This is a genomic window from uncultured Bacteroides sp., assembly GCF_910586915.1.
Lineage (GTDB): Bacteria > Bacteroidota > Bacteroidia > Bacteroidales > Bacteroidaceae > Bacteroides.
In genome coordinates this window covers 13,398-36,346 of the sequence record NZ_CAJULN010000027.1, presented here as the reverse complement: position 1 = coordinate 36,346, position 22,949 = coordinate 13,398, and the positions used below count along the sequence as shown (strand labels likewise).

At 51.9% G+C, this 22,949-nt stretch carries 18 protein-coding genes and 2 pseudogenes; 7 read left to right on the top strand and 13 right to left on the bottom strand.

Going from position 1 to position 22,949, the window contains the following annotated elements:
• The first annotated feature begins 217 nt into the window (after positions 1–217).
• Positions 218–610 (top strand): hypothetical protein, encoded by a 393-nt coding sequence (locus QZ331_RS10255; RefSeq protein WP_294629931.1) that lies wholly within the window; start codon positions 218–220, stop codon positions 608–610.
• Between the two features lie 117 nt (positions 611–727).
• Positions 728–1,258: a TlpA disulfide reductase family protein gene (locus QZ331_RS10250; RefSeq protein ID WP_294629929.1), complete on the top strand. Its 531-nt coding sequence runs from the start codon at positions 728–730 to the stop codon at positions 1,256–1,258.
• Positions 1,259–1,355: 97 nt separating this feature from the next.
• On the opposite strand, the gene QZ331_RS10245 is transcribed toward QZ331_RS10250, so the two are convergent.
• From QZ331_RS10245 to QZ331_RS10205, 9 genes are all read right to left on the bottom strand, one after another.
• Positions 1,356–2,108 carry a glycosyltransferase family 2 protein gene (locus QZ331_RS10245; RefSeq protein WP_294629928.1) on the bottom strand — a complete coding sequence of 251 codons (753 nt, stop codon included), beginning with the start codon at positions 2,106–2,108 and terminating at the stop codon, positions 1,356–1,358.
• On the bottom strand, positions 2,101–3,366 hold the full coding sequence (locus QZ331_RS10240) for a glycosyltransferase family 4 protein (protein WP_294629926.1): 1,266 nt from the start codon (positions 3,364–3,366) through the stop codon (positions 2,101–2,103). Before QZ331_RS10240 ends, QZ331_RS10245 begins: the two co-directional genes overlap by 8 nt.
• 50 nt (positions 3,367–3,416) lie before the next feature.
• Positions 3,417–4,487 carry a glycosyltransferase gene (locus QZ331_RS10235; RefSeq protein WP_294629924.1) on the bottom strand — a complete coding sequence of 357 codons (1,071 nt, stop codon included), beginning with the start codon at positions 4,485–4,487 and terminating at the stop codon, positions 3,417–3,419.
• Positions 4,484–5,401 carry a glycosyltransferase gene (locus QZ331_RS10230; RefSeq protein ID WP_294629922.1) on the bottom strand — a complete coding sequence of 306 codons (918 nt, stop codon included), beginning with the start codon at positions 5,399–5,401 and terminating at the stop codon, positions 4,484–4,486. The genes QZ331_RS10235 and QZ331_RS10230 overlap by 4 nt, the downstream gene beginning before the upstream one ends.
• Positions 5,398–6,504 carry a glycoside hydrolase family 99-like domain-containing protein gene (locus tag QZ331_RS10225; RefSeq protein ID WP_294629920.1) on the bottom strand — a complete coding sequence of 369 codons (1,107 nt, stop codon included), beginning with the start codon at positions 6,502–6,504 and terminating at the stop codon, positions 5,398–5,400. The genes QZ331_RS10230 and QZ331_RS10225 overlap by 4 nt, the downstream gene beginning before the upstream one ends.
• A complete protein-coding gene (locus tag QZ331_RS10220; protein ID WP_294629918.1) occupies positions 6,494–7,492 on the bottom strand; it encodes a glycosyltransferase family 8 protein in 999 nt (332 codons plus the stop codon). The genes QZ331_RS10225 and QZ331_RS10220 overlap by 11 nt, the downstream gene beginning before the upstream one ends.
• A gap of 22 nt (positions 7,493–7,514) precedes the next feature.
• Positions 7,515–8,960, bottom strand: coding sequence for a lipopolysaccharide biosynthesis protein (locus QZ331_RS10215; RefSeq protein WP_294629916.1), 1,446 nt, complete (start codon positions 8,958–8,960; stop codon positions 7,515–7,517).
• A 108-nt stretch (positions 8,961–9,068) separates the two neighbouring features.
• A complete protein-coding gene (gene metG, locus QZ331_RS10210; RefSeq protein WP_294629935.1) occupies positions 9,069–11,108 on the bottom strand; it encodes a methionine--tRNA ligase in 2,040 nt (679 codons plus the stop codon).
• A 58-nt stretch (positions 11,109–11,166) separates the two neighbouring features.
• On the bottom strand, positions 11,167–11,490 hold the full coding sequence (locus QZ331_RS10205; RefSeq protein WP_294629914.1) for a hypothetical protein: 324 nt from the start codon (positions 11,488–11,490) through the stop codon (positions 11,167–11,169).
• Positions 11,491–12,380: 890 nt separating this feature from the next.
• On the opposite strand from QZ331_RS10205, the gene QZ331_RS10200 reads away from it, so the two are divergent.
• The 3 genes and pseudogenes from QZ331_RS10200 to QZ331_RS10190 form a co-directional block, all read left to right on the top strand.
• Complete coding sequence (locus QZ331_RS10200; RefSeq protein WP_294629912.1) at positions 12,381–13,160, top strand: phosphatase PAP2 family protein; 780 nt, start codon at positions 12,381–12,383, stop codon at positions 13,158–13,160.
• A gap of 82 nt (positions 13,161–13,242) precedes the next feature.
• Positions 13,243–15,303 (top strand): acetate--CoA ligase, encoded by a 2,061-nt coding sequence (locus QZ331_RS10195; protein WP_294629910.1) that lies wholly within the window; start codon positions 13,243–13,245, stop codon positions 15,301–15,303.
• A 96-nt stretch (positions 15,304–15,399) separates the two neighbouring features.
• A pseudogene (locus QZ331_RS10190) lies at positions 15,400–15,621 on the top strand (two-component regulator propeller domain-containing protein); the annotation flags it as partial.
• Here QZ331_RS10190 and QZ331_RS10185 read toward each other — a convergent pair.
• Positions 15,620–15,808, bottom strand: a pseudogene (locus tag QZ331_RS10185) (IS982 family transposase); the annotation flags it as partial. The pseudogenes QZ331_RS10190 and QZ331_RS10185 sit on opposite strands and share 2 nt — an antisense overlap.
• 149 nt (positions 15,809–15,957) lie before the next feature.
• Here QZ331_RS10185 and QZ331_RS10180 point away from each other — a divergent pair.
• Positions 15,958–16,554, top strand: coding sequence for a glycosylhydrolase-like jelly roll fold domain-containing protein (locus QZ331_RS10180; protein ID WP_365976184.1), 597 nt, complete (start codon positions 15,958–15,960; stop codon positions 16,552–16,554).
• Between the two features lie 83 nt (positions 16,555–16,637).
• Complete coding sequence (locus QZ331_RS10175; protein ID WP_294629933.1) at positions 16,638–18,626, top strand: hypothetical protein; 1,989 nt, start codon at positions 16,638–16,640, stop codon at positions 18,624–18,626.
• Between the two features lie 58 nt (positions 18,627–18,684).
• On the opposite strand, the gene QZ331_RS10170 is transcribed toward QZ331_RS10175, so the two are convergent.
• From QZ331_RS10170 to QZ331_RS10160, 3 genes are all read right to left on the bottom strand, one after another.
• Complete coding sequence (locus QZ331_RS10170) at positions 18,685–20,223, bottom strand: YifB family Mg chelatase-like AAA ATPase (protein WP_294629906.1); 1,539 nt, start codon at positions 20,221–20,223, stop codon at positions 18,685–18,687.
• Between the two features lie 8 nt (positions 20,224–20,231).
• Positions 20,232–21,302 (bottom strand): TlpA disulfide reductase family protein, encoded by a 1,071-nt coding sequence (locus tag QZ331_RS10165; RefSeq protein WP_294629904.1) that lies wholly within the window; start codon positions 21,300–21,302, stop codon positions 20,232–20,234.
• A 323-nt stretch (positions 21,303–21,625) separates the two neighbouring features.
• Positions 21,626–22,834 (bottom strand): 6-bladed beta-propeller, encoded by a 1,209-nt coding sequence (locus QZ331_RS10160; protein ID WP_294629902.1) that lies wholly within the window; start codon positions 22,832–22,834, stop codon positions 21,626–21,628.
• Positions 22,835–22,949: the final 115 nt, after the last annotated feature.

Here is a 22,949-nt window from a genome sequence, read left to right as displayed (position 1 = left end):
CCTCGGTTTTTATTGGGCCGGTGTAGAAAAACTCGATTTTTCTATATAATTTTGTGTATTAGGAGTTATCTCATTGGTGCAAAACAATAAAGAACTCTGAAATAAGAACGGTTGCCATCTCGTTACCCAATTTCCATGCAACCCGAATAACCGTTTAATTCTAAGATAATTGCAAATTCTGCTCGATTTTTGCGAAAAATACAGAAACGGGCTTTTGATGTACAAGAGGGATGAACGCTCTAAGTTCCACGTTAACGGCATAGTGGATACGAAATATAATGGCGCTTTGGTGACGCTTTTCACCATAACGGGCAATGTGATTTGTTCTGTAGACTCCACTTATGTGGAAAGTGGGCGTTTCAGTTTTCAGGGTGCAGAGTATTTATATGAGAAATCCATCATCTCTTTAGGCAACTACCCGGATACGGTTTTATCTGCCGGATTGTATCTCGAACGCGGCCCTATCACAGTGGAATTGGGACATCACTCGGTTGTTCACTCCCCATTGGCTTTGGAGTATCGGCAATTTTCTGATTCGTGTGCAGAGTATCATCGCCGGATGAATGTAGCATTGAAGAAGAAAGAGAATATCGACGAACTCGAGATGTAACTGTACGAATATAAATATAGGTTCAAGAAGAAACACATCCGTAACGGATTGGGGCGTGGGTTGCTTCTTCGAGATGCATATGATATCTACGACCCATACTTTGAAAAACTCTACGGTATGTTGTCCGAACGGGATAAATCTCGCGGAGATATCCGGCTGGAATACGAGAATAGAAAGAAACGGCTCAAACAACAGTCTCTTGCAGGACGGCAATATGTGGACTTTACATTGGTTGATTCGCTGGGATGTGAAAGGAAAATTTCTGATTATGTGGGCAAGTCCGACCTGTTGTTTCTCGACTTCTGGGCATCGTGGTGCGGCCCTTGCCGTGCGCAGGAGCCGCAACTTGTCCGGTTGTATCAGGAGTATAGGAGCAAGGGCTTTGAAATTCTGGGTGTTTCGCTGGACGCGAACCGTACTTCCTGGCTTTCCGTCTTACGGAAAAAGGAGAATCATTGGACAGATTTGTGTATTGCGAAAAAAGAAGACGATAAACGCGTCAGAGAATTGTACTCTATAAACGGAATACCTTATGGCATTTTGATAGATAAATCCGGAAAGATTGTAAATGTCGTAACTGCCGGTTGGGTGCATTTGGAGATGTTATTAAAGGGGTATTATAAGGGTAGGAATGAAGAAACCAAATGAAACGGAACGCACTTGAGACTCAACAGCGTTTGCTTGTCCTCTTAGAAGATTATCATTTGCCGTATCAACGGGTTATAGCATCTATATCTCCTGCAACCTAACGCCGGAGCACCAGCCGGAGCACAAACCACGCGTGGCGTGCCACCGTACCAATCAGCCCGTAGTGCCGTGCCATGATGCGGAATCTTTCCTTGAGAGACGCTTTCCGGTTTTGAGTCGTCATCCCTTCGTCCAGATAGTCAATGACCGTTAAATGTGTATTATGGAGCGTGTGTGCGCGCTTCATGACACGGATGCACCAGTCGAAATCGGCCGAAAAGCGGTATTTTAGGTCGTAAGGTTCTGCCAGCGTGCGGCGGGCGAAGAACGCCTGGTGGCAGACCAACATTCCCGCCTTGAAACTTCTCCAGGTAAGAACCTCTGGAGCAGCGAGTCGGCGCATACGCACGAAGTGCCCCTCCTTGTCGACGATGGCCGTTTCGCCGTAGAGCACATCGGGCAGCTCGTTGCTGTGGATGCTGTGTGCCATTTGCTGCAAGGTGTCGGCAGCGTGAAAGCAGTCGCCCGCGTTGAGAAAGCAAAGGTAATCGCCGCTGGCAAGGGCGATTCCTTTGTTCATGGCGTCGTACAGTCCTTTGTCCGGTTCGCTCACTACAATGTCTATTCGCGAGCGGTAGCGGTCGACGATGGATAATGTTTCGTCTTTGGAAGCCCCGTCTACGATGATGTACTCGAGGTGGCGGTACGTCTGCGAGATGACACTCTGTATGGTATCTTCCAGCACCTTCCCGGCGTTGTAGGTCACCGTGATAACCGAGAAACGGGGAGTGGGGCGAGCGGTGTTATGCATATCCTCCCGTCATTTTGTTGTACACTTCCGTATATCTCTTGGCGATGATGCTCTCCGAGTAATTGCCCAATACCTTGCGGCAGGCCTGGGCGGAGAGCTCGCTGTATCCCGGTTCCGTCAGTATCCAGTGAATGCCGTTGGCAAGGTCGTCCGACGACTTGTATTGCGCTACGTAGCCGTTGTGCAGGTGGTCTATCATCTCGGGGATACCGCCTACGTTGAACCCTACACAGGGTACTCCGCAGGCCATTGCTTCCATAATCATGTTGGGGAGGTTCTCTTCGAGCGACGGGATGGCGAAAAGGTCTACGGCGTTGTAGATGTCTACCACTTCGTGCTCGTTCGTGATGTAAGGAAGCGGGTAGACGCGGAACGGAAGCATCTCCTGCAACTGCTGCGACTGGTTGCCGAAAACGACCACTCCCAATGCATCCTTCCATTCGGGATGCTTCTCGGCCAGCAGTTTGCAGGCGGCAATCAGATAGTCGGCCCCTTTCCGCTTGTCGGTGATTTTCAGCGAGCCGAACAGAATCAGCTTCTTCTCTTCGGGCAGCATGAATCTGGCCCGTGCCTTCCGTTTGTCTTGTGGCTTGAACAGGTTGGTGTTGATGGCGTTCGGGATGTTGGTGACGCTTTTCCCTTCAAATAAGGCACTCGTCTGCGCCTGCTCTTTCAGCCAACGGCTGCAAGTGACGAAATGGACGGGAGCCTGGCTGTATAGTTGCCGCTTCTTGCGGAAAGTGCGGTAGGAGAGGTCTTTTCGTCCGCCGCCTTTGAAGATGTAGGGGCAGTGGTGGCACTCCTGCCGGTAGTTCGTACATTCGCGTGCATAGTGGCAGATGCCGGTGCAGGGCCACATATCATGCATGGTCCACACAACGGGCTTGCCCGAAGCGAGTATCTTGCGTATGTCGGCGAGTGAGAGCATTCCCTGGTTTATCCAGTGCAGGTGAATCACGTCTGCCTGGCGGAATTCGGGCAGCGAGGTGATGTCTGTGCCTGTGTTGGCGATGTCTACATCAAACAGGTGGTTGCGGCGGAAGCCGTTGGCGCTCCATATAACGATGCGTTCCCACACGAATTTCCACACTTGCAGCCAGTTGCGCTTCAGCCCGACCACGCTGATTTGGTCGGTTTGCTTGTCGCGCACCAGCATTTTGGCTTTGATACCGTTGTTCTTCAGCGATTCCAGCAACCGGCTTGCGGCGATGGCGGCTCCGCCGGTGCGTTCGGATGTATTTATAATCAGGACTCTCATGGACAGAATTAAATTTATACAAAGTTACGGTTTTCGTTGTAAATCTGTGGTTATTTGCGGGAAGTTTTTACCGTTGCCGTCAGTATTTCCGCCAGTTCGCGGCTGTAGTGTTCGAGGTTGAACTCCCTTTCTGCCAGTTTGCGTCCGTTCGCTCCCATGCGCCGGGCCTCTTCGGGGTGGGTGTGGAGGTAGTTCACGGCCTGCTTCCAGCCTTCCGCATCGTTGTAGTCTACGCAGATGCCGGCTCCCTCTTTTTCGATGTCCATCTCAAACTTGGGGTTGCGGCTGCACACTACCGGAAGCCCCAGCGCGAATGCTTCCACCAGGGTGGTCAGCCCCACGGTGTAAGGGTAGTCGAGGCAACAGATGACCACCGCCTTTGAGCGGCAGACCTCTACCGCCAATTGGTGCGGGATGATACCGCCGGTGAGGTGTGCCCGTATGTTGGCGTACGGCGCGTATTGCTTCAGCAGATGTTCGTAATCCCTGTCCGGTGTCGTGAAGATGTCGATGGGAAGTCCCGTTTCGGCAAATGCTTTCAGCAGGGTGGCAAAGTCGCGGTTCTCTTTTCCGGTGCTGATGAAGGCCTTCTCCTGCTGCCCGTTGCCGGCAGAGGGAAGGTGCTGTTTCAGGTGGTCGTAGAAGTCGAGGTCGGCTCCCCAGTGTATCAGGTGCAGCCGGTCGGCGCTGACTTTGCCCGATTGGAGCGAGTCGTCTATCAGCGTGCGGCTGAAAAAGAACATCCGGTCGATGCCCCTGTAGTAGAAACGCGAAATCAGGTTGCACAGCCTGCCCGGGTTGCGTACCACCGCCTGGTGATGCCAAATGGCGATGGGCTTGCGGTACAGCCCTAAGGCGCGTAGGAAGATGACAAGCTCCAGCCCGTAGAAAGAGGTTCCGTACAGCAGGTCGTACGGCTCCTTGCAACGCAGCACTTCGAAGAGCGTGTAGAGCGACAGCCGCAGCCGCGACGGGAAGCGGCGGTAGCGGTGAAGTATCGGTGTGATGCCGTACTTGCCGAAGTGGGTGAGCCCGTAGAGGATGTGTCCGGGATGCAGGTGGTTTTCCCATTCGTCGAGCGCCTCCTGTATGGGGCGGGTGTGGTAATAATAAATTTTCATGCGCCGAAATCTCCTTTCAGTGTACGTTTGATTCGCCGGATGGCTTTTGCCAGGAAACAGTTGGTGCGGTGATAGTAGCGCACGAATGCTTTTCTCGCCTGTTCGTTCTCTTCTATGGGCGAGAGCTTTTCCACCCGAAGCGGTTCGGTCCATAGCATGGAGTGATACAGTCCGCCGCCGCCGCAGTTGGTTCCACTGCCGTCGAAGCCGTTGTTCTGTATCAGCGAGCGTCCGGCGTTGAGCGAGAGCACGTCTGCCAGGAACAGGCTGGCGTTCCAGCGGATGGCCCATGAGTTGTTCTTCCCTTCGATTTGCCTGCGCAGCATTCGGGTGTAGCCGTATGTGCCGTCGAAGTCGAACCGTCGGGTGAGCCGCCGCTCCTCCAGTTGGCGCAGAAGCTCTTTGCCGTCGGGGTTGAACAGTTTCCATGCCCTGTCCCACGTGGCCCATCCCCAGCTTCCGGTCCATTTTATCAGGAAGGTGTCGGGCAGGGCGGGGTCTTGCGTGAAGTCGCAACCCTGGATGTGCCCCACGCGCGGTTCGTCTTTGTAGGTCTCGAGCGCGTCGTTCATGAATTGCAGGAAGTGCGGGGCGGCGATGAGGTCGTCTTCCATGACGATGACCCTTCCGAAGCGGTTCACCTGGGTGGTCACTCCGTCGATGATGCTTCGTGCCAGTCCCCAGTTCTGCTCCCGCTCGATGATGGTGACAGACAGGAATCCGTCGACGTTGCGGATAAACCGGCGTGTCTGCGCTACGCCTTCCCGGCTTTCGGGTTGGCGGGCGGCGTCGGAATAGATGAACAGGGGGCTTTGGGCGGCCAGTGCGTTTCTCCGGAGAGATTCGATGCATTGGCGGGCGTGCTCCGGGCGGTTGTACACGAATAAGAGGATAGGTGCTGGCTGACTTGTCATAGGCTGTGGTCGGGGTTGGATTCGTTGATTGACTGTTGGAGTGCTTCGAGGTAGGAGCGTCCGAACTTTAAGTCGGGCTCCATGTAGTTGCCTTCGGCCCATTCGTTCCACGATTTGAGGAATACGATGCGCCGGTCGGCGGGCTTGTGCGCCATGTCGGCGAGGGTGCGGCGTGCGTGCTTCTTGAACTTCTCCGGCGTGGAGCGTACGAGGATGTGCCCTTTCCTGCCCGAACGGGGCGAGTGGTCCCAGTTGGGGATGAGGGTCGGGTAGCAGTCGTTCCGGCGGTCTTCGGTGCCGGAGAAGAACCGGGCGGCACGGGCGTAGTCGACAATGCGGCCTCTTTTGAAGACGAGCCGCATCATTTTCATGTATATTTTCTCCACCGTAGAGTAGTCCTGCTTGAAGAAGTCGAACAGCCTGACGATATTTACGGCGTCGAATCCCATCTCCCTGAGCGGTTGCACCTCTTTGGCGTTGTTGGTCTGCGCTACGAAGTGTATGCCCTCCAGCCCGTTTTCGCGCGCTAACTTTTGCCACAGGCGTATGAAGCGTCCGGCGTCGGGCAGCTCGAAGGGGTTGTAGACCATGAATACCGGTTTGCCCTCCACGCGGATGTAACGGTGGTCCTTGAAGGCGGGTAGCAGTGTGCCGAAGTGGGCTGTCTCGTCGGCTTCGCCCGGATATAGCTGCTCCATGAGCATCCGGTGAGTACCTTCTTTGCTGAATTGCTTGTCTTCCCAGCTATGGTTTGCCCAAGCAAGGCAGAAGGGAAAGTCGGGTTTGCCCGATGCCAGCACTTCCTGGAAGGGGCGTTGGAGGAGTTGCCTGCCGTTGCCAAACCAGTAGTGCCAGTAGCAGAAACCTTCTATGCCGTACTGCTCTGCCAACTGTGCCTGCTCGATGCGTGTTTCGGACACCCGGAGGTCGTAATATCCCAGGTCGGCGGGGACGCGCGGCTGGTAGTGTCCGCGAAACAAGGGTTTTGCCTTGCCCACGTTTGTCCATTCGGTGAATCCTTTGCCCCACCACCGGTCGTTTTCGGCTGTGGGATGATATTGGGGGAGATAAAATGCAATGACACGTACTTTGTTACTTTCCATAATGATTGCTTTTCGATGTAAAACGGTTGGCTATCTTCGACAGAAAACGTTTCAGACTGTATCTTCTCAGTCTTTGCCGCATCAGTCGTGGCAGGTCTCTGAGCAGCCTGCCGGTGTATCCCGATTCGCGCAGCAGGGCGAGCCATAGGCCGTGCTTTGGTACCGAGAGACTGTTCCAGGGTTTGTTTTCGCCCACATAATGGAGTTGCACTGGGTGGGCGAGCGCTTCGGCAAACAGGTGTGCCGCCTGTTCGTGCACGGCGGGCAGGCGGTCGTTGTCGCGGTAGAATGCGGCTGTGGCGGGATTTACGTTGTAATAGTAATTGCACACGCAGAACTTGATGGGGAGATATTCGACGTGCGGCCAGCAGCAGAGGATGATGCAGTCCTGTTCCGGCAGGCATAGCCTGTGGTAGTTGGCTTTGTAATAGTCTGTCAGTTTCTTCTGCATCGAATCGCGACGGATTGCCTGAAGGTTCATCAGCAGGTATCCGGCGGCAATCTCCTTTTTGAGTATCTTGGTCTCCTCTTCGGTGAATTTGCCCGCGTAGTTCTTCATGCGGTCGCTTTCGAGTATTTGCCCGATACCGGCAAAGTAGAAGAAGCGGTCTGGGTGCATGAAGTAGGATTCGGAAATGTCGCCGGTGAATACGACGTCCACATCCGAACAGATAATCCGGTCGTACTGGGGGAATATCTCGGCGGCGATGAGCTTGTAGTATATCTCTTTTGAGAAGTGCGCCTTGCTTTGGCGGATGTGCTCGCTGTCGTCGAAGGCGGATGTGTCAATAAACTCCAGGGAGGCGTTGCCGAATCTGCCGGCGAGCCTTGCCAGTTCGCGTTGTGCTTTGGCAGGGATGTCCGTGTGGAGCACGTATAGCTTGTATTCGTAGGTCGGTGCGGCGTGTTTCAGCAGGGAGTAGATGGCAACTCCGGCTGCCACTACGTAGTTCTTGTCGAATGTGAAAAATACAGGTATTTTCTCCATGATGTCTGTCTTCTTTGGGCTTTTAGTTCTTCTTTTTGAGGAAATACTGCACGCTCTCCCTGAAGGTGACCGAGCCGCTTATCCACATGACGGTGGTGTATATGGTTGCTGCAACCGCGATTTTGGCTATCAGCAGGATGTATATGTTTGAAAGGCCCCGGGTGCAGCAGTGCGCTGCCAGCATACTTCCGGCGGCGATGAGGGCGAAGGGGCAGATGTCTTTCAAGGCTTCGAAGAGGCTGAGCCGTATCTCGCGCCACACGAAATACTGCCACACGGCAAGCCAGCCGATGTTGATGCAGACGTAATATTTCACTAAGGCGGAGATGCCGTAGCTGCTGAAATAGAGCATGATAGACACCTGCACAAGCCCCTGTACGATGGTGCTCCACATATAAATGTCGGATTTTTCTTTACTGATGATGAGGTTGGAGTAGAGGTTGCCGATGGCGAGGAAGGCGCTTCCGATGCACAGGGTTCTTAAGATTTCCGCGCTTGCCGCCCACTTGGAGGTGATGGCGATGGTAATCAGCTCGGGAGTGATGAACGACAGTCCGAACAGGGCGGGGAAGGCGATGAAGGCCGTGAAGCGGAGCAGCTTGCGGAAGATGCGCTTCTGCCGTTCGTGCTCGTCGGTGACACGGGACAGGGTGGGCTGCGCTACCTCTTTTACCATGCCGTAGAGGACGGAGTATCCCATCGCGTTCCATTTGTTGGCCTGGTTGAAGTCGCCCACCTCCTGTTCGGAGTAGAACTTGCCTAAAATCACCGACAGGACGTTGTTGTTGATGTTGGTAAATATGTGCGTCACCAGCAGGCGGCTGCTGAAGGCAATCATCTCTTTCAAGGGTTTCAGGTTGATGTGCAGGTCGGGACGCCACGGTGAGAAATACCAGTAGCAGCAGGTGACGCAAAAGACGTAGATGATGCTTTGCGTGGCGTATCCCCAGTAGGCCATGCCGTTGTAGGCCATGATGACTCCTGTCGCGCCCGAAACGATGAGGCTGAGCATGGCCGAAACGGCTCGTTGCTTCACCATCAGGTTGCGGAACATATAGGCGTTTTGGGCGGTTCCCAAACTCGACAGGAAGAATCCTAAGAATGAATAACGCGCCAACGGCGTCAGTTCGGGCTTGTTGTAAAACGCCGCGATGTAGGGGGCGCAGAAAAACAGCAGGGTGTAAAGGGTGAGTCCCATTGCCGAACTGAACCAGAATACTGCATTGTAGTCTTTATGGCCTACTTCTTTTTTGTTGGTGAGCGCGGCTGTGAATCCGCTCTCCTGCAGGCTGCCGGCTATCAACGAGAAGATGCTGAGCATACCTACCATGCCATAGTCCTCACGGGAGAGCAGGCGGGCAAGGAAGATGCCGAATATCAGGTTCAGCAGTTGTTGCAGCCCGTTGCTGAGCCCGCCCCAGAATAATCCTTTGGCTGTTTTTTCTTTTAGTGATTGTTCTTCGCTCATATCATGGTTGTTACCCGCTAATAAACAAAAAGAATATACAGGAAGGCACTTCTTTTTTTTTGCCGTTGCCGGCGTGTGTGCCTTCTTGTATATCCTCTTTCAGTGTGGTTATTTTACTTCGCTGCCCGGCTTCACTTCCTTCTGCGGCGTGATGACTGCCAGGCTGCCGTCGTTGTTTTCGGCACTCAGAATCATGCCTTCGCTGACGATGCCTTTCAGCTTGCGCGGAGCGAGGTTGGCGATGAAGCATACCTGCTTGCCTACGAGCTCTTCGGGCTGGTAATGTTTGGCGATGCCCGATACGATGGTGCGTGTTTCGAGTCCGTCGTCAATCTTGAATTGCAGCAGCTTGTCGGCCTTCGGCACTTTCTGACATTCGAGCACGGTTCCTACGCGGATGTCCAGTTTCAGGAAATCGTCGAACTCGATGTTCGGGCGAATCGGGTTGGCTTTGTAGTTTGCCTCTTCGTTTGCCTTCTTCGTGTCGAGCAGTTTTTGTACCTGTGCTTCGATGGTGGCGTCTTCGATTTTCTCGAACAGCAGTTCCGGCTTGTTCAGTTGGTGTCCTACCGGAAGGAGGTTGTCACGTCCCAGTTCGGACCACTCGAAGGTGTCCATGTTCAGCATCTTGCGGAGCCGTTCCGAGCTGAAGGGCAGGAAGGGGTCGAACGCGATGGCGAGGTTGGCTACGAGTTGCAGGGAGATGTTGAGGATGGTTCCCACGCGCTCCATGTCTGTTTTGGCCAGCTTCCACGGTTCGGTGTCGGCGAGGTATTTGTTGCCGATGCGTGCCAGGTTCATCGCCTCTTTCTGCGCGTCGCGGAATTTGAATACGTCGAGCAGCTTCTCCACTTCCGCTTTGACGTCGGAGAATTCCTTGAGGGTTTCCTTGTCGTAGTCGGTCAGTTCGCCCTGTGCGGGGACTTTCCCGTCGAAGTACTTCTGCGTCAGCACCATTGCGCGGTTTACGAAGTTGCCGTACACGGCTACCAGTTCGTTGTTGTTGCGTGCCTGGAAGTCTTTCCAGGTGAAGTCGTTGTCTTTTGTCTCAGGCGCATTGGCGGTGAGCACGTAGCGGAGCACGTCTTGCTTGCCGGGGAAGTCGGCGAGGTATTCGTGCAGCCATACGGCCCAGTTGCGCGAGGTGGATATTTTGTCGCCCTCGAGGTTGAGGAATTCGTTGCTCGGCACGTTCTCGGGCAGGATGTAGCTGCCTTCCGCCTTCAGCATGGCGGGGAAGACGATGCAGTGGAAGACGATGTTGTCTTTGCCGATGAAGTGCAGCAGGCGTGTTTCGGGGTCTTTCCACCAAGTCTCCCAACTGTCGGGCAGAAGCTCCTTCGTGTTGGAGATGTATCCGATGGGAGCGTCGAACCACACGTAGAGCACTTTCCCTTCGGCGCCTTCTACGGGGACGGGGATGCCCCAGTCGAGGTCGCGGCTCACGGCGCGCGGCTGGAGTCCCATGTCGAGCCAGCTCTTGCACTGTCCGTACACGTTGGGGCGCCATTCCTTGTGGTCTTCGAGAATCCACTGGCGCAGCCATCCTTCGTGTTTGTCGAGGGGCAGATACCAGTGCTTGGTCTCCTTCATCACGGGTTTGCTGCCGCTGATGGCGCTTTTGGGGTTGATGAGGTCGGTGGGCGAGAGCGAGGTTCCGCATTTCTCGCATTGGTCGCCGTAGGCTCCTTCGGCGTGGCAGTGCGGGCACTCGCCGGTGATGTAACGGTCGGCAAGGAAGGTCTTCGCCTCTTCGTCGTAGTATTGTTCGGAGGTCTTTTCGATGAATTCTCCCTTGTCGTACAGTTTCTTGAAGAAGTCCGACGCCAGTTGGTGGTGGGTCGGCGAAGTGGTGCGGCTATATACGTCGAATGAGATGCCGAACTCCTTGAACGACTCCTTTATCAGCGTGTGGTAGCGGTCTACCACATCCTGCGGCGTGATTCCCTCTTTCTTGGCGCGGATGGTGATGGGTACTCCGTGTTCGTCCGAGCCGCCGACAAACAGTACATCTTCTTTCTTCAGCCGCAGATAGCGTACGTAGATATCTGCCGGCACGTACACGCCGGCCAGGTGGCCGATGTGGACAGGCCCGTTCGCATACGGCAGTGCCGATGTGACGGTGGTTCTTTTGAATTTCTTTTCCATGTGTGTATAGCGTGGTTTTATTGTTTTCATTCTTGCAACGTGCAAAGATATTGATTTTTCACCACGGATTACACAGATTCACACAGATTTTTATTCCACTTCCGGACGCCGCCCTCCGTGGTGCTTCCAGCATCCGTATCTCCTGTGTCCAGCGTCTATATGTCCTGCCTTCAGCAGCTATATGTCCAATGTCCAGCCGATATATGTCGTGCAGGCAAGCCATCTGTCTCCAACGTGCGGCAGCAGGGAAAATTTCATGAGCCGCTCTCCTTTCGTCTGCCGAAAAATACCGTCGCCCGGACAACCCGCAATGCGACATCAGCCGCCGGTGCTGCAACATCAACCGCCGATGCTGCGGCAATGAAGCCCGAAATGTCGGCAACGGGTACACAAAACAAAGAAAAACAAATAAAAACAAAGAAAAACAAAAGAAACCACCTCTCTGACTCTCCTCCAGGAGAGGACGGAGGAGGAAGCCTCTTTTTCGTTCGGACGCTATGAATTAATTTATGAACGCACTTTGCGAAAATGATTGTGCCGGTTCGGACGATACCCGTATCTTTGCACCGGCGGACAGGATTGGCGGACGGAATCGGAAATACAAATGGCAAAATAACCTTCAAAACTCAAGAAAATATGCTACCTTTGCACACAACAAACAATCGGGTACCTGTAATGTTGCAGCGTACCGGTATAAACCAAAAAACAGATTGCCTATGGCATAAAAATTACAACATCGGTTGCGATGTCGTCCTATTTTCGAGGGTAAAATACAAAGAACGTTGTGTCTGTGTCTTGCTGTAATAAAGCGTAGGAAACTTTAACCTGATAACAAGATTGGCATGATGGTTCTCCGCGTATATGCGTGGAGCTGCTGTCACCATTCCGTTATCGAGGGCTTTCCTACCGCCTTTTACAGGGGAATGAACGATGGGCGGTTCCGCGTTTTTTTATTTCTCTGCGTGGCTGACTCAAAACAGGCCGGTGTTGGAAAGGCGAAGGATAAATACATAGAAAAAAAACAGTAACTGTTTGAAAACGAAACGTTGTGTCTTCATCTTGCTGTAATAAAGCGTAGGAAACTTTAAAACCGATAACAAGACTTTGGCATGATGGTTCTCCGTGTGGTGTTTGCGCATGGGGCTGCTGTCTCCATTTTCAAGTTAAGACGTCACAGTCTGGTCAAGGAGATGGAAGCATATTGGTTCCACGTTTCAGTACCAACTCTAAAACGATAGCCGAGCGGGAACCGGCGAGGCTGAGCAAACCACAATGGAGGTTAAAAACTTACTTCTGGCAGTGGCCCTTACAGTGGCACTGCCCGTGAAAATGCACGCGCAGCAGGCGGCCTGCGATTCGTTGTCCGCCGGCAAGGGGCGTATGGAAAATTACACATTCGAGTGGCGGCAGACGATTCTGCCCGCGTCGTTAGCCGGGGTGGGGGCGGTTGCGCTCGCTCCGGGATTCGTCAGAAACGGCAGCCGCCAGGTCACCAACAGCGTGATTGACATACGGGGAGACAATAAGCGGCTTGAATTTGACGACTACATCCAATACCTGCCCGTCGCCGGTTCGCTGATGTTAGGCTGCACCGGCATCAAGGCGCGGCATTCGTTCAGAGACCGGGCCTTGATAGTCGCCACTTCGTATGCGGCACTGGCGGTTCTCACCAATGTCCCGAAATTCTGCATTGACGAAAAACGGCCCGAGTTTGCCGGACACAACTCCTTCCCCTCGGGGCATACGGCAACCGTTTTCATGGGAGCGGAACTCGTGCGGATAGAATACGGCGGATGGTATGGCATCGGCGCCTACACCCTCGCCACGGGGGTGGGATTCATGCGGATGTACAACGGCAGGCATTGGCTCCACGACGTCGTGGCGGGCGCCGGAGTAGGCATCCTCAGCGCACGCATTGGCGAGTGGAGCTGCCGGCTATGGCAAAAAGTCCTTCAGAAAAAGGGAACGAAGGAGAACAACCTCCTCTTCACACCGATAGCCAGTCCGGCAAACGGCGGGTATTACGGTTTCACTATGGGGTGCTGCTTTTAATTTAATGCGCAGTTGATGTTCCTCGTCTCGTAAGAAAAGAATATATTTGTACCGTAGTTTGAACGAAAAAACAAAGCATGATATGATAACAACGCAGTTGCTTCGTCCCGAAAGCATCGTCGTAGTAGGGGCATCGAATAATGTACACAAGCCGGGTGGCGCCATCTTGAAGAACCTCATCAACGGAGGCTACCGGGGCCAGCTTCGGGCAGTGAATCCCAAAGAGAAAGATGTGCAGGGCGTGCCTGCTTTTGCCCATGTGCAGGAGTTGCCCGACACAGACCTGGCAGTATTGGCCATACCCGCCTTGATGTGTCCCGATGTGGTCGAAACGCTGGCAGCCACGAAGCACACGCGTGCCTTTATCATCCTTTCCGCCGGATTTGGCGAGGAAACCCGCGAAGGAGCATTGCTGGAAGAACGCATCCTGGCGACAGCCGATAAGTACGGCGCCTCGCTGATTGGACCCAACTGCATCGGGCTGATGAATACCTGGCACCACAGCGTATTCAGCCAGCCCGTCCCCAACCTCAATCCCAAAGGCGTCGATTTAATCTCCAGCTCCGGCGCGACGGCCGTCTTCATCCTCGAAAGCGCCGTCACGAAAGGCTTGCAGTTCAACTCCGTCTGGTCGGTGGGCAACGCAAAGCAAATCGGCGTGGAGGAAGTGTTGCAGTTCATGGACGAAAACTTCGACCCGGCGGCAGACTCACACATCAAACTGCTCTATATCGAAAGCATTCAGAACCCCGACAGGCTCCTGTTCCACGCCTCGTCGCTGATAAGGAAAGGCTGCAAGATTGCCGCCATAAAGGCCGGAAGCTCGGAAAGCGGAAGCCGGGCAGCCTCTTCGCACACGGGAGCCATTGCCAGTTCCGATTCGGCCGTCGAGGCGTTGTTCCGCAAGGCCGGTATCGTGCGCTGTTTCTCCCGCGAGGAGCTCACCACGGTGGGGTGCGTATTCACCCTGCCCGAACTGAAAGGTAAGAACTTCGCCATCATCACCCACGCCGGCGGCCCGGGCGTGATGCTGACCGATGCACTGAGCAAAGGCGGGCTCAACGTGCCCAAGCTCGAAGGTACCCAGGCAGAAGAACTGAAAGCGCAACTCTTCCCCGGAGCCGCCGTTGGCAACCCCATCGACATCCTCGCTACCGGAACACCCGAACACCTGCGTCTCTGCATCGACTACTGCGAAGGGAAATTTGAGAACATAGACGCTATGATGGCCATTTTCGGCACACCGGGACTGGTCACGATGTTCGAGATGTACGACGTGCTCCACGAAAAGATGCAGGCGTGTGGCAAACCGATTTTCCCCATTCTTCCCTCCATCAACACCGCCGGAGCGGAAGTCGCCGCGTTTTTGGCGAAAGGACACGTGAACTTTGCAGACGAGGTGACATTGGGCACGGCACTTTCGCGCATCGTCAACGCTCCCAAACCGGCAGTGCCCGAGATTGAGCTTTACGGCGTAGACGTGCCGCGAATCCGCCGCATCATCGACTCCATCCCCGACGACGGATATATCGCCCCCCATCACGTGCAGGCGTTGCTCCACGCGGCAGGCATCCCGCTTGTCGACGAATTCGTTTCGGACAAGAAAGAAGAAGTAGTCGCCTTTGCACGCCGTTGCGGATTTCCGGTAGTGGCGAAAGTGGTCGGCCCGGTACACAAGTCGGATGTCGGCGGAGTGGTGCTCAACATCAAGAGCGAACAACACTTGGCGTTGGAGTTCGAGCGTATGATGCAGATTGCCGACGCGAAAGCAATCATGGTGCAACCCATGTTGCAGGGTACGGAACTCTTCATCGGAGCCAAATACGAGGAGAAGTTCGGACACGTGGTGCTTTGCGGCCTGGGCGGCATCTTCGTGGAAGTACTGAAGGATGTCTCTTCCGGTCTGGCACCGCTCTCTTACGAGGAGGCCTATTCGATGATTCACTCGTTGCGCGCCTACAAAATCATTCAGGGAACGCGCGGGCAGAAAGGGGTGAACGAGGATAAATTTGCAGAAATCATCGTCCGCCTTTCCACCCTGCTCCGCTTTGCAACGGAAATCAAGGAAATGGACATAAACCCGCTTTTGGCAACCCCAAAGGCCGTCATAGCAGTGGATGCACGTATCAGAATAGAGAAATAGGACGATTTTTTTATTCATTGAGACGTATTTTCTATCCTCCGGTTGTTATATTGTCTACCTTTGGTTTTTGAATCACAGGTTTTATCAATCGGATATATGAAAAAGGTCATTATAATAATTATATCGGTAATATCGGGAATCGTTGGCGATGTACAAGCGGTAAATGAACAATATTATTTTAAGAATCTTAGTAGTCGGAATGGGTTGTCGCAAAATACGGTAAGTGCTATTCTGCAAGATTCGAAGGGTTTTATGTGGTTTGGGACAAAGGAAGGACTGGAACGGTATGATGGGGTATCCTTCCGGCATTTTAAGTACGTTTGTTGAAAATGGTCAGAGGAAGCACGACTTCCTTTTCCAGTTCCACGAAGCGGCTATAGGATACACATCTTGTAAACAGGCTCTTTAGGTGTTTGCAGATATACTCTTTATAATAATGTTTGAAGCAGCGAAAGCCACCGGAATGGAACAGGATAAGAATCACTATTATTTCGGCATCGCTCATATACAAGAAATACTGAGGAGCGTATATTGGACTGGATACCTTATGCGGATACCCGCTCTCTGTTGGCTTGGAGTGATGGGAATTATGAATTTGTTACATCGGACGGTATAAAAAGAGAGGTAAAGGTTGAAAAAACAGGAAGTCCGGTGATGATAAATCAGAAATGGGAGGTTAGCTTCCCGAAAGGACTGGGAGCACCGGAAAAAATAAGTTTGCCCAAATTGTTCTCTTTGCATAGACACGAAAATGAGGGCGTTAAATATTTTTCTGGTACAGCTACATATAAAACTAACTTTGTTGTGAAACCTTCTATGATGTCTGAGAATAGAGTTGTTTTCCTTGATTTGGGTGCAGTAGAGGTGATGGCGGAGGTGATTGTCAATGGAGTAAACAAAGGAATCCTTTGGACCCGTCCGTATTTGATTGATGTCACTGATGTGCTGAAGCCGGGCGAAAATACATTGGAAATAAAAGTGACTAATCAATGGACGAATCGTCTGATTGGGGATGAACAGTTGCCGGAGGAAAACGAGTATGTACCCGGAGGGGGAGTAAATGGAATTGCTGCTTTGAGCCGTGGGGCTATCAGAAAGCTACCGGACTGGTATAGAAATGGAGTAAATAAACCGGAAGGCGGAAGAGTGGCATTCACTACTTGGAAACATTACCGGAAAGACTCGCCATTGATAGAATCAGGGTTAATAGGTCCTGTTCGACTGATTCCTGCGAAAAAGATAAAATTTTAATTATGACTATGGATAAGAGAGATATGAGAATCATAGTGAAGATATTTGTGAGCTGTGTGGTAGCTTTGTTTGCTACTGTTTGTATGGGGAAAGTAAGATATAATCCTGAAAATGTGAAAGTGGAGTTATCTTTAAAAACTCCGGGTAACGATGCTGTAGATTACAAGTTACATTCGGTTTGTTTGGAAAGCAGTTATTTTGATTATGAATATCGTTCGGATGCGAAATTGCCAATAACGATATTCCATAAAGTGGAAGAAAAAGAGGAGTGTGTACAATTGACAGTACAATTAACGGCGGCACAAGATGTTTATTTCAATTATCGTCAGTTATTGAATACAGGCTATCGTCACGATGATTGTCAGTTCTATATGCCGGGATTCTGGTATCGTCGTAACCTGCGTTCTCCCAAAGAAGCTCCTTCGTTTCGTACATCAGATAGTTGGCTCGTTCGTGAAGATAGATTGAGTGCACCTCTTACTGGAATTTTTTGTGAGAAAGAAAAAAGATTCATGGTTGTTAACCGCGTGGACAATTTTTCAGTAGATGCTTTAGCCACACATAACAAAGGAGAAATCATTCTTTCGGGCAAGACTTCTTTGGGCTTTACCGGGTTTGAAAATCGGCAGGGAGCGTCTATGCTTTCTTTTGGTTTCCCTTATCGGGAAGCTCCTAAGAGTTATATTCGTAAATTGACATTAGCACCTGAAGTGGAAGCCTTCCAACTTATCAGGAAAGGTGAGACCGTATTATTGACATGGAGAATAATGGAAAACAGTGCCGATGATTTTTCTGGTTTTATTCAGCGTACATGGGAATATTGTTATGACACTTATGCTCCGCAACCAGTAGAAAACTCCTACTCAATAGCGGACATGAAACAAATACTTAGCTGTTTTTTCATCCACAGTCTGATTGAAAATCAGCCATTGGTTTATAACTCCGGCATACATCTCAAAACAAGTGATTGCGAAAGAAATGGGCAAGCCGAGGTTGGCTTTATCGGTCGGGTACTTCTTAATGCATTTAATGCGTGGGAATATGGCTGGCAGTCCAATCGGGAAGAACTGAAGGCGAATAGTGCAAGGATATTTGATAGTTATTTGAGGAATGGTTTTACGCAAGCCGGTTTCTTCAAAGAGTCAGTGAACTTTGATAGGGGATATGAGGACCCGACTCATAGCATTCGTCGTCAGTCGGAAGGTGTTTATGCAATGTTTCACTTTTTGGCTTACGAAAAAGAAAATGGGCGTCGCCATCCGGAGTGGGAGCAGAAAGTGAGGTCTATCTTGGATTTGTTTTTACAGTTGCAGAGTAGTGACGGTAGCTTTCCTCGTAAGTTTCTTGATGATTTTACGATTGTTGACTCAAGTGGAGGAAGTACGCCTTCGGCTACATTGCCGTTGGTGATGGGGTATAAATATTTTAAAGACAAACGTTATTTAGCCAGTGCTAAACGGACTGTCGATTATTTAGAGAAAGAACTTATCTCAAAGGCCGATTATTTCTCGTCTACGTTGGATGCGAACTGCGAAGATAAAGAGGCCTCGCTTTATGCTGCTACTGCTGCGTATTATCTTGCGTTAATCACAAAAGGAGAAGAGCATAAACACTATGCTGATTTGGCGAAAAAGGCAGCTTATTTTGCATTATCGTGGTATTACCTGTGGGATGTTCCTTTTGCACCGGGACAAATGTTGGGCGATATAGGATTTAAAACTCGTGGATGGGGGAATGTTTCGGTGGAGAACAATCATATTGATGTTTTTATTTTTGAATTTGCATCGGTACTTCAATGGCTTTCAAAAGAGTATGCAGAGCCTCGTATGGCCGACTTTGTAGAAGTGATATCTACATCTATGCGTCAGTTATTACCTTGTAAAGAACATTTGTGCGGGATTGCAAAATCTGGTTTTTATCCAGAGGTGGTGCAGCATACAAATTGGGACTATGGTAAAAATGGGAAAGGCTATTATAATGATATTTTTGCACCCGGATGGACTGTTGCTTCTTTGTGGGAATTGCTGACTCCGGGACGTGCGGAAAGATTCCTTCTTTATGGAAGAAACTGATATTTGTAATTCTTTGATTGGTCTGTTATACTCACTATCCCATCCCGGGCGGGATTGCCTATCCCGCCCAATTCTCCCTATCCAGATTCCTATAACTGATAGCTTCCGCCAAGTGGTAAGGAAGAATCCGTTCACTCCCGTCCAGGTCGGCGATGGTCCGTGCCACTTTCAGTATCCGGTCGTAGGCGCGGGCGGACAGGTTAAGTTTTTCCATTGCATTCTTTAATAGCGCGAGCCCTTTGTCATCCGGTTGGGCGTACATCGCCAGCAGCCTGCTGCTCATCTGGGCATTGCAATAGACGCCGGGATGCTCGGCGTAGCGTATCTCTTGCAACTCCCTGGCTTTTATCACCCTTTCGCGGATGGCGGCGCTCGACTCACCTCTTCGCTGGTCGGAAATCTTGTCGAAGGGGACGGGGATGATTTCAATCTGAATATCAATCCTGTCGAGCAAAGGACCTGAGATTTTGTTCAGGTACTTCTGTACCTGTCCGGGGTTGCATACACAAGCCCTTGTGGGGTGGTTGTAGTAGCCGCAGGGACAAGGGTTCATGGAAGCTATCAGTGTGAAGCTGGCGGGATAGTCGGTACTGTTTTTCACACGCGAGATGGTGATTCGCCTGTCTTCCAGCGGTTGGCGGAGCACTTCGAGCACGTTGCGGCTGAATTCGGGCAGTTCGTCGAGAAATAAGACACCGTTGTGCGCCAGGCTGATTTCGCCCGGTTGGGGGAAGCTGCCGCCACCCACTAAGGCTACTTGCGAAATGGTGTGGTGGGGCGCGCGGAACGGGCGTTGGGTTATCAGCGATGAGTTCCGGTTCAGTTTGCCGGCTACCGAGTGTATCTTGGTGGTTTCAAGACTCTCTCGCAACGAAAGAGGAGGGAGGATGGAGGGCAAGCGTTTGGCCATCATTGACTTACCGCTTCCCGGGGCGCCCACCATGATGAGGTTGTGCCCGCCGGCAGCGGCTACTTCCAGGGCTCTTTTCACGTTTTCCTGCCCTTTTACGTCGGCAAAGTCGGAGTCGAAGTTGCTTTGCCGGGCGTAGAACTCTTCGCGTGTGTTGACGACGGTGGGTTCCAACTCGCGTTCGTTGTTGAAGAATTCGATGACTTCTTTGATGTTGCTCACGCCATACACCGTCAGTTGGTTCACTACGGCAGCTTCGCGGGCGTTCTGTTGTGGGACAATCAGTCCCTCGAAGCCCTCCTCCCTGGCCTTGATGGCGATGGGGAGTGCGCCTTTGATGGGTTGTATGGTGCCGTCGAGGCTCAGTTCGCCCATCAGCAGATAGCGGGAGAATTTTTCGGAAGAGATGGTTTCGTTTGCTCCCAACAGGCCGATGGCGAGCGGAAGGTCGTAGGCAGAGCCTTCCTTGCGGATGTCGGCGGGAGCCATGTTGATTATTATCTTGCTGGTGGGCATTTGGCAGCCGTTCACCTGCAGGGCGGAGATGATGCGCTGGTGGCTTTCTTTGACAGCCGAATCGGGCAGGCCGACAAGATAGAACATACAGCCTCGCGAGCTGTTTACTTCGATGGTGATAAGTGTTGCGTCAATCCCTTGAACAGCCGCGCCGAATATCTTTATTAACATGATGTGGGTTATTTTTTCTTTTTGTTCTCTTTCTTCTCCTTCGCTTCGGCGGCGGCAACTGTTTCTTCGATTTTCTTTTTCAGTGCCTCCCCGTGCAGGTTTTTGCTTAAAATCTTGCCGTCGGCCGAGAGCAGAATGTTGGCGGGGAGGAGGCCGACGGAGTATTGTTTGGCAACCTCCGAGTTGAGTCCGCCGAAATCGCAGACCTGTTCCCAGTCGAGCGTGTCGCGTTCGATGGCTGCTTGCCATTGCTCCTTGTCCGTGTCGAACGAAATGCCGAGCAGGGCGATGTGCTTGCTCTTTTTGTATGTTTTGTAGAGGGCTTTCAGTTCGTCGGTGCTTTGCCGGTTGGAAAGGCTGTCGGCCCAGGAGGCCCAGAAGTTGATGAGCAGGTTTTTCTTTTTGAACGCTTCGGCCGAGCGGGTTATTTTGGTCCCTTCGGCGTTGGGCAGGCTGAAGTACGGTGCATATTTGCCGACTTCGGTTTTCTCTGCCTGTGTGATGTTTTCGTTCAGTTGTTCGATGTAGCGTTTGTCTTGCAGGATGCCCGACATGGATTCGACGAGTCTCTTTATCAGTTTGAAGTCGGGCGCTTCGTCCTGCACGAAATAGTGGTCCAACAGGTAGATGCTGACGAAGGAGGAGGGGTGTTGCCGGATGAATTCCTCGGCTTTCTGCCGGACGGCCTGTTGCGTGGGCGAACCGAGCCCTTCCAGTTCTTTTTGGAAGGCGGTGAATTCACGGTTGTATATATTGCCGTCGATGGTCAGGACATCGGAGCTGCCCATGTCGCCTTTTACGTTGATTTTGTTGCTTTTGTCGATAAACAGGGGGTATTCCGTGCGGTTGTTGATGAGCAGAAAGGCGGATGTGACGGTATCTACCGGGGCGGCGTAGGTGAATTTGCCGTCTTCGGCGAAGATGGTGTCTATCCGGTCGAAGACTTCGTCCATGCCGTATAGGTAAAGCGTGTCTGTTGTCAGTCCTTTGATTTCACCAATGATGGTTGCCTCTTTGGAGGGTTTGCTGCAACCAGACAAGGCTGTGATTATGAGGATTAGAATGGTGCTCTTTTTCATTGTTCTGATTTCTTTTCTGCGAAAGTACGGTTTTTATGGATAAAAAAAAAGAAGAGACCGGCTCTTTCGTCGGAGCACGGTCTCTTTTTAGGATTTGGGGCGGATTTTCAGTTGGCGGCTGCGCTGTTTTTCCTTGCTTTGTCGCCCGATTGCAGGAGATATATGTCCGGTTTCCAGCGCATATATGTCCAACTTCCAGCATCTATATATCCAATGTCTACCGCATATATCCCCTGCGCGCAGGAGATATATGCGCTGTAACGGATTGATTCTCAGTGTGAAAATCCGCCGTTTGGCAGGCGGGGGACAGCGTCCCGCCCTGCTTATTTCTTCATCTTGGCAAAGAGGACAACGTTGTTATTGTCTTCGTCCAGTGATTTCAGCAGTGCTTGCGCACGTTTGCGTGCGGCGTTGGAGAGTCCTTTTCGGGCCAGTTCTTTCTCCAGCGTTTCCTTGAGTTCTGCCGGTTCCATGTTTTTCACATAGTATCCGTTGCTGAAGGAGGGCCATATTTGCATACTTTCCGTCCCTAAAAAGTCGTTGTACAGGCGGAAGTAGTTGCCGTGCATGGTCTGTTTGTCGACGATGTAATGGGCAGGCTGGCTGCTTCCCCAAGTGTTGGCGGACAGTTGTACGGGCAGAGATACGTCGCCGATGAAGTGGCGCGGGCATTCGTAGTAGCCGTGCCAGGGCATTTTTTCCTTGTCGGGATATTCGACGGTGAAGCGCGCTTCGAGCCGGTTTTGGGCGTGGTTGTAGTGGTACAGGCTGTCGGTGCGCGGTGTGGGCATGATGACCATCAGCATCAGGTCGTAGGCGGACGTGTTGTTGCCCATGCATACTTCGTTGCTGAAGTCGCGCGGCACGGTCAGGTGTCGGGCGGGGACAAAGTTCTTGCGTTTGCCCGTGAAGTCTTGTGTCCATACGACGGCCGGATATCCCTCGAATGGCAAAGTGGTGACTGTCACTTCCGATTTCTCCGTGTCTACCCTGAATTGTCCCTTCGGCACGCGCAGGCACAACGGGATAGGGGGCTGCGGGTTGCCTTTGAGGTCGAATACAAGCAACTTGTCGCTTTGCCACGGAAGGATGTAGATGCGGTTGTGGGCTTCGTCCAGTTGTTCGGCATACGTGTTGCGGTATTCGTTCGGGCCTTGTCCGTATGCTCCGATGCTGGTAATGTATTTACCGTCGCGGGTGAAGAGCTTGTAGGGTGTCTGTTTGTGGTTGCTCACCAGGATGTAGTTGTCGCTCACCGTGGTGCGTACGTATCCTCCCACCAACGCTTCGTCGCGGTTGTCCAGTTGCACTACCTGAAGCTCTTCCGTCAGATAGCTCAAGGGGATGTCTACCGTGTCTTTCAAGGCTTTCAGATTGCAGGAAATCAGTTTCCCGGTAGGAGTGTTTACGCTTTTGGCCACCACGGGCGAAAGAGCCAGTGCGTCTTTTTCAACTTCGCTGTTCGCTGTAAAGGCCGCGAAGGCCAATAGGCAACAGGCGCATGAACTGAAAATAATACTTTTGTTTTTCATACGGGGTATATTTAATTGGGTTGCTACTGTTTTCCTCCTTTGCACCGAGGCAAAAGTAGAACGAAATTCATAGAAAAACAAAAAAACAGGCGGACAAGAATAGCTGTGTCCCTAT

Excerpts from the sequence above, each read along its gene's own strand:
- QZ331_RS10240 (WP_294629926.1), bottom strand. The coding sequence starts at position 3,366 with ATGAGAGTCCTGATTATAAATACATCCGAACGCACCGGCGGAGCCGCC.
- QZ331_RS10180 (WP_365976184.1), top strand. The coding sequence starts at position 15,958 with ATGATAAATCAGAAATGGGAGGTTAGCTTCCCGAAAGGACTGGGAGCA.
- QZ331_RS10245 (WP_294629928.1), bottom strand. The coding sequence starts at position 2,108 with ATGCATAACACCGCTCGCCCCACTCCCCGTTTCTCGGTTATCACGGTG.
- QZ331_RS10160 (WP_294629902.1), bottom strand. The coding sequence starts at position 22,834 with ATGAAAAACAAAAGTATTATTTTCAGTTCATGCGCCTGTTGCCTATTG.
- QZ331_RS10250 (WP_294629929.1), top strand. The coding sequence starts at position 728 with ATGTTGTCCGAACGGGATAAATCTCGCGGAGATATCCGGCTGGAATAC.
- QZ331_RS10235 (WP_294629924.1), bottom strand. The coding sequence starts at position 4,487 with ATGAAAATTTATTATTACCACACCCGCCCCATACAGGAGGCGCTCGAC.
- QZ331_RS10175 (WP_294629933.1), top strand. The coding sequence starts at position 16,638 with ATGGGGAAAGTAAGATATAATCCTGAAAATGTGAAAGTGGAGTTATCT.
- QZ331_RS10225 (WP_294629920.1), bottom strand. The coding sequence starts at position 6,504 with ATGGAAAGTAACAAAGTACGTGTCATTGCATTTTATCTCCCCCAATAT.
- QZ331_RS10170 (WP_294629906.1), bottom strand. The coding sequence starts at position 20,223 with ATGTTAATAAAGATATTCGGCGCGGCTGTTCAAGGGATTGACGCAACA.
- QZ331_RS10165 (WP_294629904.1), bottom strand. The coding sequence starts at position 21,302 with ATGAAAAAGAGCACCATTCTAATCCTCATAATCACAGCCTTGTCTGGT.
- QZ331_RS10215 (WP_294629916.1), bottom strand. The coding sequence starts at position 8,960 with ATGAGCGAAGAACAATCACTAAAAGAAAAAACAGCCAAAGGATTATTC.
- metG (WP_294629935.1), bottom strand. The coding sequence starts at position 11,108 with ATGGAAAAGAAATTCAAAAGAACCACCGTCACATCGGCACTGCCGTAT.
- QZ331_RS10195 (WP_294629910.1), top strand. The coding sequence starts at position 13,243 with ATGATAACAACGCAGTTGCTTCGTCCCGAAAGCATCGTCGTAGTAGGG.
- QZ331_RS10200 (WP_294629912.1), top strand. The coding sequence starts at position 12,381 with ATGGAGGTTAAAAACTTACTTCTGGCAGTGGCCCTTACAGTGGCACTG.
- QZ331_RS10230 (WP_294629922.1), bottom strand. The coding sequence starts at position 5,401 with ATGACAAGTCAGCCAGCACCTATCCTCTTATTCGTGTACAACCGCCCG.
- QZ331_RS10255 (WP_294629931.1), top strand. The coding sequence starts at position 218 with ATGTACAAGAGGGATGAACGCTCTAAGTTCCACGTTAACGGCATAGTG.
- QZ331_RS10220 (WP_294629918.1), bottom strand. The coding sequence starts at position 7,492 with ATGGAGAAAATACCTGTATTTTTCACATTCGACAAGAACTACGTAGTG.